The 13,367-nt window shown below is 41.4% G+C and carries 13 protein-coding genes; 12 read left to right on the top strand and 1 reads right to left on the bottom strand.

The window, feature by feature from the left end:
- The first annotated feature begins 62 nt into the window (after positions 1-62).
- The 3 genes from PHQ42_04070 to PHQ42_04060 are packed head-to-tail and all read left to right on the top strand — an operon-like array spanning position 63 to position 2,432.
- Positions 63-497 carry a hypothetical protein gene (locus PHQ42_04070; GenBank protein ID MDD5071883.1) on the top strand — a complete coding sequence of 145 codons (435 nt, stop codon included), beginning with the start codon at positions 63-65 and terminating at the stop codon, positions 495-497.
- 1 nt (position 498) lies between these two features.
- Positions 499-1,788, top strand: coding sequence for a glycosyltransferase (locus PHQ42_04065; protein MDD5071882.1), 1,290 nt, complete (start codon positions 499-501; stop codon positions 1,786-1,788).
- Positions 1,725-2,432 carry a PIG-L family deacetylase gene (locus PHQ42_04060; protein ID MDD5071881.1) on the top strand — a complete coding sequence of 236 codons (708 nt, stop codon included), beginning with the start codon at positions 1,725-1,727 and terminating at the stop codon, positions 2,430-2,432. Before PHQ42_04065 ends, PHQ42_04060 begins: the two co-directional genes overlap by 64 nt.
- 21 nt (positions 2,433-2,453) lie before the next feature.
- Here the strand turns inward: PHQ42_04060 and PHQ42_04055 are convergent, their stop codons facing one another.
- Positions 2,454-3,326, bottom strand: a complete 873-nt coding sequence (locus PHQ42_04055; GenBank protein MDD5071880.1) for a phosphotransferase — start codon at positions 3,324-3,326, stop codon at positions 2,454-2,456.
- A 287-nt stretch (positions 3,327-3,613) separates the two neighbouring features.
- Here PHQ42_04055 and PHQ42_04050 point away from each other — a divergent pair, with 287 nt between their 5' ends.
- The 9 genes from PHQ42_04050 (at position 3,614) to PHQ42_04010 (ending at position 12,909) form a co-directional block, all read left to right on the top strand.
- The gene (locus PHQ42_04050) at positions 3,614-3,976 is read left to right on the top strand and encodes a DUF559 domain-containing protein (protein MDD5071879.1); all 363 of its coding nucleotides are present in this window, start codon (positions 3,614-3,616) and stop codon (positions 3,974-3,976) included.
- Between the two features lie 454 nt (positions 3,977-4,430).
- A complete protein-coding gene (locus PHQ42_04045) occupies positions 4,431-5,507 on the top strand; it encodes a class I SAM-dependent methyltransferase family protein (protein MDD5071878.1) in 1,077 nt (358 codons plus the stop codon).
- 179 nt (positions 5,508-5,686) lie between these two features.
- Entirely contained in the window at positions 5,687-6,646 is a 960-nt protein-coding gene (locus tag PHQ42_04040) for a tetratricopeptide repeat protein (GenBank protein MDD5071877.1), read from the top strand.
- 96 nt (positions 6,647-6,742) lie between these two features.
- Positions 6,743-7,117: a pilin gene (locus tag PHQ42_04035; GenBank protein ID MDD5071876.1), complete on the top strand. Its 375-nt coding sequence runs from the start codon at positions 6,743-6,745 to the stop codon at positions 7,115-7,117.
- A gap of 788 nt (positions 7,118-7,905) precedes the next feature.
- On the top strand, positions 7,906-9,402 hold the full coding sequence (locus PHQ42_04030; protein ID MDD5071875.1) for an ATP-binding protein: 1,497 nt from the start codon (positions 7,906-7,908) through the stop codon (positions 9,400-9,402).
- A gap of 138 nt (positions 9,403-9,540) precedes the next feature.
- Positions 9,541-9,942: a four helix bundle protein gene (locus PHQ42_04025; GenBank protein ID MDD5071874.1), complete on the top strand. Its 402-nt coding sequence runs from the start codon at positions 9,541-9,543 to the stop codon at positions 9,940-9,942.
- A 101-nt stretch (positions 9,943-10,043) separates the two neighbouring features.
- A complete protein-coding gene (locus tag PHQ42_04020; protein ID MDD5071873.1) occupies positions 10,044-10,871 on the top strand; it encodes a response regulator in 828 nt (275 codons plus the stop codon).
- Positions 10,872-11,138: 267 nt separating this feature from the next.
- Positions 11,139-11,315: a ferredoxin gene (locus tag PHQ42_04015; GenBank protein MDD5071872.1), complete on the top strand. Its 177-nt coding sequence runs from the start codon at positions 11,139-11,141 to the stop codon at positions 11,313-11,315.
- Positions 11,316-11,463: 148 nt separating this feature from the next.
- Complete coding sequence (locus tag PHQ42_04010; protein MDD5071871.1) at positions 11,464-12,909, top strand: excinuclease ABC subunit UvrC; 1,446 nt, start codon at positions 11,464-11,466, stop codon at positions 12,907-12,909.
- The last annotated feature ends 458 nt before the right edge of the window (positions 12,910-13,367 follow it).

Here is a 13,367-nt window from a genome sequence, read left to right as displayed (position 1 = left end):
CCGACAAAGGCAAAGGCAAAGCCATTAAAATAGGGCTCGCGTATGCTACCGAAGAAGTAGTTGTGCTGTTTGATGGAGATATCAAAAATCCATCAGCAATATTTACAGAAAAGATGCTGGCTGGCCTGACATCGGACGAGGTGAGTCTAGTAAAGGGTACCTTTGATCGTAACGGGCAGCCGGGACCGGTCACAGATATGTTGGTGAAACCGATACTTGAAATAGCTAACCATCCGGCTAAGGTGATTTCTCAACCCTTGTCCGGCATGGTCGCCGTTAGGCGAGATTTCGCCAGGGGCATTGATTTCCCAGATGATTTTGGCGTCGAATTGGCTATGCTTCTTTCTGCCTACGAAAATCATTCGCGGGTCGTAGAAGTTTCTTTGCCCAAGCTTGAGCACAGGCAAAGACCGTGGAGCCATTATATAGCGATGGCTATGGAGGTGGCCATAATATTAAAACGTTTTGGGCTAATTAACGGTCACAAGGAGTCGTAATATGCCAATAATCCAGATGATTAGCAGCGAACTCGCGCCATATCGTTGTTATGGCGGTCTCGGCGTTGCGGTAGAAAACCTATCTTCGCAGCTCGTCTCGCTTGGGATGACAACGGAAGTTTTTTTTCCATTATCAGATTCACCCGCCACTGTTTATCACCGCATAAACGGACTTATTCCTTCGACCATTGATGTGCCGATTGATGTAGTGAGCCAATCTGATATCGAGTTAGCCCCGAGCTTAACTATTTTTTGCCAAAAGGCGTTAAGCTCATTAACTCGCAAGTCAGAAAGTTGCTTTATTGCTCACGACAACGAAGCGGCTATAAGCGTGGTTATCGGCAAACAATTGGGGGTACCAGCTGTTTTTTGGTTGCATAGCCTGTATGATCACCCGATCAGGTCAGATTTTCCACCAGCAGTCAGAAAATTGTTGAAATCGGAATCACTCCTATCTTCGGCAATCAGCGATTCGCGTATGATGGTCACGAGTAGCGGCATGCTTAAAGACGCTCTATCTATTAAGTGGCCAGGCAGATTACAAGAAATACAGCAAGTGATTCAAGACGCAGACCGAGCCAAAAAGATCATGCTGGTGGAATCACTGGGCTTGTTAAGAGAACGGGTTGCATCGGCTACGAATGCCAATGCGGCTGCCAAGTACGGTTTAGCAAAAAAGCCGTTCGTTCTTTTTTCGTCACGACCTGTTTTATACAAAGGGATCGGTTTTTTTGAATTGATCGCCCAAAAAATGCGGGACGAAGAACTCAAATTTGTGGCTGTCGGTTGTCCATCGGATGAGATACGCAGCCTTTGCCCGAACATCTTATGGATTCCCTGGTTGAAAAAAGATGAATTGTTTGGCCTTATGGCGCAAGCAATGGCCGTGGCGCATCCAAGCCTCACCGAGGGTTACGGTTTGGCCGCAGCCGAGTCAACAAAGTTCAACGAAAATGTTTTTTGCCATCCGGTCGGCGGACTGCAAATCTTAATTGAATGCCGGTTAGCCAACGAAGTTCCGGTTACCGAAGAAGAACTTTGCGGTTTTTATGAGCTCTGGAGCAATTTGCTTGCCACTAAGAGCCAGCGCGACGCGGTCGCCGCTTGGCATGAACAATCGGCAAGCTTTGATGGACTTATGGACAGGTGGGTTAATAACCTTTCTCAAAAATTACTTAAGGGAGAAAATTTTGCTTGGCGAGAGAGCCAAGCACGGGGAGGTAGACCATGGCAAGGCATGACATGGGGCGAGACGCTACTAAGAGCAAACGGAAAACTCCGACTTTATTGATTCTTTCGGCGCATCCTGACGATCTTGAGCTGTCGTGCGGCCTTCTCTGCCACCGGGCTATGCTTCTCGGCTGGCATCCAATTGAAATCGTCTTAACGGACGGCGCGGCTGGCGGGAATGATCCGGAATTTTACCATACCGAAAAACTTCGGCGCCAAAGAATTGCCGAAGCGCATCGCGGTGGCTCATGGCTCGGAGTTGAATCAATAACGTTTTGGGGATATGCTGATTCTAAACTAGCCCATTATTTGCCGCCGGCAACTAATAGGTTGTTAGAAATGCTAGAATCACAATCCCCCGCGATTATTGCTTTTCCCAGCTCAAGCGATACTCACCCAGACCACATCAGCACCAATATAGCCGCTAGGTCGGCGTTAGAAAGGTATTGTAAAGAGGTTGTATCTCTTCAATACTGTTTCTGGGGTGAGGATGAAACTCAAAATATAATCCTGACGCACCCATCCGGCATAATGGCTAAGGAAGAGGCAATCAGAGAACATAAATCGCAACCGATAGATAAATATTTCCGTTGGTTGTATGGAAGCGACAAAGTAACTAACGGAGATGAACGATATTACAGCCCCGATCCAGACAAAACTATTTTAATAATGTCCGAGTGGGGCTTTGATGTCCATTTCCGATAAGAGACAGGGTGTAACGCGCAGTTACACCCTTTTTATATTTAATCTTTGCTGAAACAATTTTTTGGCGGCTTTTAGGCTTATTGATTTTGAGCCCTTAATTGCCAGAGCCATTAATTTTATGGCCGTTTCCTGATAGTAAATCCGGGCGTGTTCAAATATTCTTTGCTTTGAGGTTCCCCCGTAATATTTGAGTACCCGACGAACAAATTGATCGCCATATGAAAAGAGAGCGCTAAAATCCCGGGCGGGGTCGTCTATTGAGGCATCGCTAAAATCAATAATGCCGAGGTTATTATTAGAGCCTTTATTAATAAAAATATTTTCGCTTGTAAGATCGCCGTGAATTAAGGTTGGCCTGAATCCTTTTAATGTTTTTTTACGTTTTTCCATAAAATTATCAAGAGCCTTTTTTTCCGGTTGGGTCAGATAAGAATAAATAAACTTGGCATTACCCGCGACTTCTTTATTTTGTATGTCAATATTTTTTTTTGGAATATGGGAATGGCGCGCGGCAGCGGCAGGAATTTTATGAAGCTGCGATAAAAAGACGGCCAGACTTTTTGAAAATTTATTTTTTTGAGAAAAACTTAATTTTTTATATCTGGCCTCGCTCATGGCAATACCGCTAATAATTTTATAAACTATAATTTTTGATTTGGCGTCTTTCAGAATCGGGACGGGCAGATTGGCGTCAATTTTTTTTTGCAGGTATGTTAATAAACAAAAATCTATCAGCATTCTTTTTTTTGCCTCAATGTTTTTTGGTATACGCACGACAAAGTTGTTGTCTAACAATAATACATTATAATCCCAGCCGGAGGTAATGAGCCTGGCTTTTTCCCACCGAAGATTCGGGAATATTTTATGTATATTTATGGCTAAATCATTACGCATAAAAATGGGTTACTATCCAGCAGGCGGGCTCTAGGCATTAAAGATAGTAATTAAATACTATAATATGAAATTTAAGTTATCTTAGTTCGTGTCTAGCGTATCATATTTTTTAACTTCACTCAAGAACAAATACGCTTTGGTCAGGTTTGTCTTTACCAGTATTGGCGCTCCGGGCATTTAAAAAATTAAGAGCTAAAATAAAAAAAGAGCTTGGGTTTTAGCCCGGGCTTTTTTATTTTCTTTAATGCCCCCTTGTTAAAGGGGGTAAGGGGGATTATGATTATAATATGAAGTATGATTATTTGCCATACAATAAAAATTTAAAAGGAAAAGCCAGAGAGTTAAGAAATAATATGACAGCCGCAGAAAAGAAATTGTGGTATGAATATTTAAGAAACCATAAATATATTTTTAAGAGACAAAAGCTAATTGATAATTACATCGTTGATTTTTACTGTTCTAAATTAAAATTAGTAATAGAAATTGATGGCGAAACACATCTCTCGGAGAGATACAAGAAGCATGATAAAGAAAGAACGGAAGCCTTAGAAAAATATGGTTTGAAAGTTCTGCGTTTTTGGAATGATGATGTTTTAAGCGGAATTGAAGCGGTTAGCGAGATGATAGAAGAGGAGATAAAGAAAAATTAATCCCCCCACCCCCGACCCCTCTCCTCCCCAGTCATACGACGGGGTAAAAGTCAGAAGAGGGGAGAAAATCCCCCTCCCTAACCCTCCCCCGCTCTCCCGAGCACTCGGGATCGCGGGAGAGGGGAACTTTTTTCCCGCCCCCACCCCCAACCCCTCCCCCGCTCCTTGCGTCGCTGGAGAGGGGAGAAAATCCCCCTTAGTCCCCCTTTATCAAGGTCAAATCCCCCTAACCCCCTTTATCAAGGGGGTATTTATGTATCCTTGACATATAATTTAATAAATGTTAGTATAAAAGTGTTATTCTGAATAACATTTTTTAAATAGGCAAAAATAGGCAAAATTACATAAAAACAAATCCCGCTTAAAAGGTGCGGGACAAAAAGGAGAATTTTTTTGTTCTTTGACATAGAAGAAAACAATCTAACAGGATATACACGAGGAGAGGAGTAAGAAGATGACTTTAATGGGTGTTTACACCGAGACGGTAGCGCCTCCTAAAGTACCAACAATGCCCGAGGTCATTCCTCGGAAGGTAAGAGTTGTTACTGCTCGAGAAACGGGCGAGAAAGTCAAAATTGTGGTCCTTAAGTCGGAAGATTTCGGGGGGGAGCACAAAAAGAACGGCTTTCTCTACCTTCTGGTTTTATGGCTGGTAAGCATCTGGGCCATGATAACCAATTCTTTCCAGATTCTATTCGTAAAGGTGTCCCAAGCAAGAAAAAGCACCTTGCGGGATATAACGTGGAAGATAGGCAGGAATCCTAACCACATTTCCAGTTTTTTCGTTGACCGGTTCAGCCGCTTCAACCACGAGTCAAAATTCGGCGCAGCCGGCTGGTTATCCCTTGATATTTTCTATAATTACTGGGGAAAAGTTAGGCCCCAGTTAAAAAGAGATTTTGAGGGGTTCATAACTAGGTTCTGGATTGAAAGAATGGCCAACCGCCAGGCAGTAACAAACAGATTTAAGATAGTTACCAATCTTTTGGCTGAAGCTTTTGAAGAATTGAGCAAAGAACCAGAGATCAGACTGGTGTCCGTCGCTTCAGGGTCAGCCCAAGCCGTTATCGCGGCAATGTCCAGGTGCCCGCATCTGAACATTAAAGCGATACTTATCGACCCGGACCGGGAAGCTCTTGCCCAAGCGGAAAAGGACGCGCAGAAAGCCGGCCTTTTGAGCCGTTTCACTTTTGTCCGCGGCACGCGCAAGCGGCTGGCAAGCATTTGCTCTGAATTTTCTCCCCATATAATTGAGATGGTTGGGTTTTTAGACTATCTGGGCGAGGAGAAAGCGGTTGAATTAATCAGCCGGATCAAAGACTGCTTGCCTGGAGGCGGGATATTTCTCACCTGCAACATCAGGAATAATCCCGAGAGGATTTTCCTGCATTGGGTTTTACTGTGGCCGATGGTCTACCGCAGTGAAAGGGAGTTTATTTCTCTCTTTCTTAAGGCAGGATTTTCCCCCGGCCAGATCAGAGTTTTTTACGAGCCTTTCCGGATCCACGGAATAGGCATCTGCAAAAAATGAGTTACGACCCGGCAATGCTTTTTTTAGAGTGTTGCCGGTTTTTATTTTCAAAAAAATTTGACAAAAATTAGAATTTTTGCTATATTTTAAGCATAAAGAGTTTTTACCCTCTACTGGTAAAAACTCATGTTCGTTCTCAAGAATCGCTCACAATCAATTCTTTAAGAAAGGGGATTACCGTGAAAAAGACGATTATTTTCGCAATGGTGATGGCCCTGATATTCGGGCTGTCTGGCCTGGTTTTGGCCGAAGATAACTTCACCAAGGCCGAGAATTTCATGAAAGTCAATCGGTACTCTGACGCCATCAAGGTGTTGGAAGATCAAATTCAACTCAAATCCGATGACGCCCGCGCCTACTTTATGCTCGGCGACATCTATCTGCGGCAAAACAGTTTCGCGGCCGCGGACAAAGAATTCCAAGCCGCTATCACTTTCCGCAAGGCTTACCGGAGCGAAGTCGGCAAGAAGTTCTACGTGGCCGGGCTTGCTCGCTTAAACAGCGGAGAAGTGGACCTGGCCAAAGACCTTTTCCAGCGGACTGTTAAACAGGATCCGGCTCAAGCCAAAAATATCGCCACTGTCTGCCTGCAAGCGAGCAAGAAATATTTTGCTCTTTCCCAGCCGGAAAAAGCGGAAAAACTTCTGCCCTTAATTCTTTCGGACAAAACCTTGGCTCCTCAAATCCAGGCCGAGAGAACCAAGTACGGCGAAAACATCATCCGCCAGGCCCAAACCCGGGAACAAGGCCTTAAGGCCGTTCCTTATGTAGGTCAAGCCCGAGTGGATGCGGTTTTTCCGGCGCCGAAGTGGGAAACTGTTTTTTCCCAGACCTACGTCGGCAAAGGTCCGAAAAGAGGTGAAGACATCAAAAAAGAGAATTTTATTAAGACGGTGGGCAAGGAATTGAAGCGGAGCGACAAGCTTATAATTTCCGGGGGAGTATTTCGGATGTTTGATGGGGTATGGAAAGAATACGAAGGACATTTTGAAATCATCAACCAAGCTCCGGATGATGATAGCACATTCATCTACATCGCCGCTGAAGAGGGGGTAGAGGTCAAAGTGGAAGTGCAGAGATTTATCCAACCCCCAAAGCGAGAAGATCTCGTTACTTTGGCAAATATTTCCGCCAAGTAACAAAATTTTTAAAGGGAGACCGCTATATACTGTCTCCCTTTCTCTTTTTTAAGGATTTTGCTATAATTAAAATAGATAATTATTATATTTTATTTTATGAAAAAAATAATATTAGTAATTTTAATGTTAGTATTATCTTCATTTGTTTATAGTATTTCGGTACAGGCGACTGACGATATTCCTAATAATCCTAAAAATCCAAGCGATACTGTTACCTTAAAAAATCCTCTCGGCGAAAACATCACCCCGCAAATCTTTATCGGCAAAATTATTAAAGCTATTCTCGGCATTGTCGGGTCCTTGGCTCTTCTTATGTTTATCTGGGGCGGATTTCAGTGGATGACCGCGGCCGGAAACGCGGAAAAGGTGGAGAAGGGAAAACAAATTTTAGTTTGGGCAACGATTGGGTTGATTGTGATTTTCACTTCCTATGCCTTGGTCAAGTTTGTCTTTACGAGTTTGGGAGTGTAAGGTATTATATTTTTAGACAGGATTAAATATGATCGGCGATGCCTTTTAGGTATTGTCGGTTTTTTATTGAGAAGATTAAATAAATTTGGTATAATAGGGGTATAGAAAATAATTTTATGCAACTACAATATTTTTTGTCTATTGACGGCTTGATAACTGGTATAATAGCCTTTATTTTTGGGTTGATTGTTTTAATTAAAAATAAAAAAAATATCGTCAACCAGACGTTATTTTTATTAACTGCGGCGACGGCATTTTGGGCTTTGGGTTATTGGCGATGGTTGTCAATATATGAAGATGGGGAAACAGCTTTATTCTGGGCAAGAATTTTATCTATTGGCTCAACTTTAATACCTTTATTTTATTTCCATTGGATTATTTCTCTTTTGGGTTTAAATAAACAGAAAAAGAAAATAATAATAATTTTTTATATAATATCGTTTTTCTTTTTACTCTTTTCTTTTTCTCCTTCGTTTGTAAGGGGGGTGGAGTCCACTCCCGATTTTTCTTTTTGGCCTAAAGCTGGCTGGTTATATTCTTTATACTTAATTTTTATATACTTTAGTTTAGTAATTTATTCCATAATTTTATTATTGAAATATTATAGAGATTCTGCGGGCCTGAGAAGAGCGCAAATAAGATATGTTTTATTAGGTTCTATATTAGGATTTGGTGGTGGCGCAACCAATTTTTTTCTTTGGTATAATATAGAAATTTTGCCGCTAGGAAATGTTTTGGTTGTTTTATATCCCATATTATTCTCTTATTCCATTATTAAGCATCGCCTCATGGATATAAAATTTGTTCTTCGCAAGTCGTATGTTTATCTTTCTTCCCTTTCTTCCATAATAATTTTAGCGACAGCTGCAAAATATATTTTAATCGTATATTTTATTGAGGTTGGTTTTTGGACCGATTTTATCATTCTGATTTTAGCCATCCTGGCCTTTCCGGCAATCAAGGATTATTTTTACCGTTTGGGCAACAAGTATTTTTTCTCTTCCCTTTATGACAGCCGGGAAGTGATTGCCGAGATCAGCGATAAATTAAGGACGACTTTGGAAGCGAGAAGAATTTATGATTTTATTTTTGAATCCTTGAATAAGGCCTTGCATTTTAAGGCCTTTGGGGTTTTAGGGTATGATGAAAAGAGCGGGTATTATCTTGTCCAGTATAACAAGGGCTTTGCCCTGGGCGGGCAGAAAAAATTTTTAGAAAACGAGGAACTGCGCCGGCTGTTTGCGGGTCGCAACGAGGCGATTGTGGTGGAAGAAATAAAGCATTCCCGCTATAACCGGAAAACCAAAAAGATCATTGATTTTCTGGAAGGTTTTAAAGTTGATATCCTCGCGCCGTTGAATGTTAAAGATAAAACCATCGGCCTCTTGGCTTTGGGTCCGAAAGAGTCCGGGGATATGTATAATGACGAGGATTTAAAGGTTTTAAAAGTTGTTTCGGCCCAGGCCGCCATTGCCATGGAAAACGCTTTGCTTTATGAAGAAACTTTGAATTTTACGGTTAAACTGAAAAAGGAAGTGGCCAAAGCGACCGCGGATTTGAAAATCGCCAACGAAGAACTAAAAAAACTGGATGAAGCCAAAAGCGACTTCATTTCCATTGCTTCGCACCAGCTGCGCACGCCCCTAACCGTTATCAAGGGCTATATTTCCATGATGCTTGAAGGCAGTTTCGGGCAATTGACTCCGGCCGGAAAGAATTCTCTGGAAAAAGTCTATGAATCCGGAGAACGTTTGATCCAGCTGGTGGAAAACTTATTGAATATTTCTCGCATAGAATCCGGCCGTTTGCAATTTAATTATGAGGAGGCTTCCCTGGAAGAAATAACGGATAGCGTGATTGAGGAATTGGCCGGGCCGATAAAGAAAAAGAAACTGCGCCTTAGCTACAAAAAAGAAGAAAAGCCGTTGCCGGCGATAAGAATTGACGAAGAAAAGATCCGGCAAGTGATTATGAATTTACTGGATAACGCCATCAAATATACGAAAAAAGGCGGGATAACCGTGAGCGTAAAAAAAGCGGGAAAGAACGCCCAATTTTGCGTGTCGGACAGCGGCATGGGCATAGGGGAGGAAGAGTTGCCGAATTTGTTCAAAAAGTTTTCCCGCGGCCAGGGCACTTCCGCCATCCACACCGAAGGCACGGGGCTGGGGCTTTATGTGGCCAGGGAAATGGTGGAATCTCACAAGGGTAAAATCTGGGCGGAAAGCAAGGGGCGGGGGAAAGGGAGCAAGTTTTGTTTTGAATTGCCTATTAAAACAGATTAGCACAGATTTTTATACAGATTTAACACAGATTATTTATATGTTTTTAGAAAAAGAATTGAGTAGTATTTTGATGAAGTCATTTCAAACTCTAAATCCTAAACTCTAAATCCTAAACAAATCCAAATTAACAAAATCCAAATGTCCAAAACAGCCAAAAGCGCTAATTATTATGATTTAGAAGACAGGACGTTGAAATTCGCCAAAGAGGTAAGGCAATTTATTAAACAAATACCCAAAACCATATCAAATACAGAAGATGCTAAGCAATTGAATAACGCTTCCGGTTCTGTTGGAGCCAATTATATTGAAGCCAACGAAGCCATCAGCAAAAAGGATTTTATCCATAGAATAAAAATTTGCCGCAAAGAAGTAAAAGAAAGCAGATACTGGCTGCTGTTGGTTTATATCGACAGTAATGTATACTTAGAAGAAACAAGACAATATTTAGTTAATGAAGCCACGGAATTAATGAAAATTTTCGGCTCAATCTTAGAAAAATGCAAAGATAATGAAAGTCAGTTTAGAAAATTTGAACATTAGGATTTTGAAATTGTTTAGAGTTTAGGGTTTAGAAATTAGGATTTTAGAACCCAAAAACATCAATGCATTTGTTAAATAGAAGATTTGTTATATTAAAACATATGTCAATAAAAAAGATTCTTATAATTGAAGACGAGGACGCCTTGTCCGAGATATACAAAATGAAATTTGAGCAGGAGGGCTACCGAGTTTTTTCGGCTTCTGACGGGGAAGAGGGCATTGCGGCCGCCAAGAAAGCCAAACCCGATTTGATTCTCCTGGATTTGGTTTTGCCAAAAATGGACGGCTATGAAGTTTTGAAAAAGTTGCGCAAAGAAGAAAGAGAAGGAAAAAGCAAGGTTTACATTCTTTCCAATTTGGGCCAGAACGGGGAGATAAAAAAGGGCTTTGCCAACGGAGCGGACGGGTATATGGTAAAAGCCAATTTAACTCCCAGCCAATTGGTGAAAAACGTGGAAAAAATATTTGCCGGCCAGAATGTAGGCGTGAAAAAGCGGATTTTAGCTCCGATGATAGAGGAGGGAAAAAAAGAAGAGGAAAAAAGAGAAATAAAAAATAAAGGCGTGGAAATTTTGTTGATTGAGGACGAGGGGGCGATTATTGAGATGTATAAATTGCGTTTAGCCAGAGAAGGTTATGGGGTGGAAGTGGCCAAAAACGGGGCCTGGGGAATCAGGCGGGCAAAGGAAAAAAAATTTGACGTGATTATCATGGATATGATGATGCCGGCTATGAACGGTTATCGGGCTATCAAAGAGCTGAAAACCAGTGAAGAAACCAAGGATATTCCGATTATAGTTTTGTCCAACAGCGCGCAGGACAAGGACATAGAGCGCGCCAAGGAATGCGGCGCCGCCGGTTATTTATTGAAATCGCGGATAACGCCGGCGAGATTGGTCAAGGAAATAGAAAGAATAATTAAGAAGTGATCACCGCCAAGACGGGGCAGGCGGGACAGGCGGGACAGGCGGGACAGGGAAGTTAGAAGTATTTTTTCGGCAGAATCCGACGGCGGTCGAGATTCTGCCGTGGCGGTAAAAACTCTAAACACTAAATCCTAAACTCTAAACAAATTCTAAATTCAAATTACCAAAACTCAAAATATCGTATCTCAATAATTGTTTTAAGAATTTGGATTTTGGACATTTGATATTATTTAGGATTTAGAAATTAGGATTTAGAATTTAATTTATTTTATGTCTATCAAAGTCAACCAGGAGCTTTGCATCGGCTGCGGGGCCTGCGCTTCGCTTTGCCCGGACGTTTTTAAAATGAACGAGGCGGGCAAGTCCGAAGTGATAAGTCAGGCAAATGTCGAATGCGCCAAAAATGCGGCCGGAAGCTGCCCGGTGCAGGCGATCAGCGTGAATTAAGAAGTAAAAATTAAGAAGTAAGAATAACCTTGGCTTTGGGTTGTTTTTTATTGGCAAAAATGTTAATCTTGATACACAAACAGATTAACTTATAACCTATAACATATAACGCGATGAGTTATTAGTTATAAGTTATGAGTTATTTTTTATGGATATTGAAGAAATTAAAAAATTAAACATCCCCACCACTCCTGGCTGTTATCAGTTTCTGGATAAGGCCGGAAAGATTATTTATATTGGCAAAGCGGCTAATTTAAAAAGCCGTGTTTTGTCGTACTGGCAGAAAAATGCCGATTTAACGCCGGCCAAAAAAGCGATGCTTCTCGAAGTAAAAAAGATAAAGTGGATTATTACTGAAAGCGAAATTGAAGCCCTGCTCCTGGAAGCCAATTTGATCAAGAAGCGCCAGCCGAAATTTAACGTGGTTTTGCGGGATGACAAGAGATTTGTTTATATAAAAATTTCCCTGGAAGAAGAATGGCCCAGGGTATTTATGACGCGAAAGCTGGAAAAGGCCGGTCGGTATTTGGGCCCTTTCACCAGCGTTGAGGCGGTAAGGGAGACTTTAAAAATTATTAGAAAAATTTGGCCTTATCGCTCCTGCGCGCGATTGCCGAAAAAAACTTGCCTTTATTTTCGGATCAACAAATGCCCCGGAGTTTGCGAAGCCAAAATCAGCAAGCAGGAATACAGAAAAATAATTAAGCAGATAATTTTATTTTTGGAAGGAAGAAAGAAAGAAGTGATAAAAAAGTTAGAAGTTAGAAGTAATAAGTTAGAAAGGATAATAAAAAACACAAAAACACAAAAACACCCTACTGCGCCAGGGCTTCAAGGGGCAAGTAAAAACACAAATGAGTATGAAAAAGAATTATCGGCTATTAAATTTCAGCTATTGAATATCAAAAAAGTTTTGGCGAGCGCCAATATTATTTCTTTGGGCGATAAATACGAGGCTGATGTTGTGGAACTGGCAAAAATTTTAGGTTTGCCCCGGGCGCCGAAAAGGATTGAAGGATATGACATTTCCAATATTTTTGGCCAAGAAGCGGTCGGATCAATGGTAGTTTTTAGAAACGGCGAGCCGGAGAAAAACGAGTATAGAAAATTTAAAATAAAAATTAACCCGGGCTTGGCTAACGATGTCGGGATGTTGAAGGAAGTGCTGGAGAGAAGATTCAAGCATGTAAATGGAAAAATTCCCCCATCCCCTGCCTACCGGACAGGCAGGCCCTTTGTTAAAGGGGGCAAAATTCCCCTTAATCCCCCTTTGACGAAAGGGGGTAAATGGCCGCTGCCGGATTTGATTATTATTGATGGCGGCAAAGCCCAGTTAAATGTTGCCAGCAGGATATTAAAGAAGTTTAAATTGGATATTTCGATTATAGCCGTGTCAAAAGGCGGGGGATTGCGCTCGGCTCAAGCCTTGGACAAGATATTTTTTGCCGGGCAAAAACGGCCCCTGGAACTGCCTTTAGCTTCGCCGGCTTTGCATATTGCAAAACGGGTAAGGGACGAGGCGCATCGGTTTGCGATCGCTTATCACCGGAAATTAAGAGCAGGACTTACGCGCCTCAAATCTTTTCACCAGTAATAGCTTAAAAACAGAGAAATCAGGGTTTAAATCTTTATTTTCCCGCAAATCTACAAATTAACAACAAATCTACAAATTCTAAATTAAAGGTTTTTACTGGTATTTGTAGATTTGTAAAAGATTTGTAATTTGTAGGAAATTAAAAAGGAAAGACGATATAACCGCTTCAAGATTAGGAAAGTTATTAAATGGCGTAAGTCGTGTTAAGAGATAAAAAGATGTTTTAATCTCCAGCTTTCTTTATTAAGTCAAATCCCCCCAACCCCCTTTAACAAGGGGGCTGAACAAAACTTGACAAATTATTTTTTTGTGTTATTGTATTAATACAGAAATAAAAAGCGGTAAAAATAACAATAATAGTATGATTTCCTTTAGATTTGGCCCCAAAACCGATGATCTGTTCAGGGCGATTTTAGCCCTGGAAAATGAGAAAGAAGCCGAAGCTTTTTTTCGCGATT

Source organism: Patescibacteria group bacterium (genome assembly GCA_028711655.1).
Lineage (GTDB): Bacteria > Patescibacteriota > Patescibacteriia > Patescibacteriales > JAQTRU01 > JAQTRU01.
Note: the sequence above shows the minus strand (reverse complement) of the source record. Positions and strands in the feature narration are given on the sequence as shown.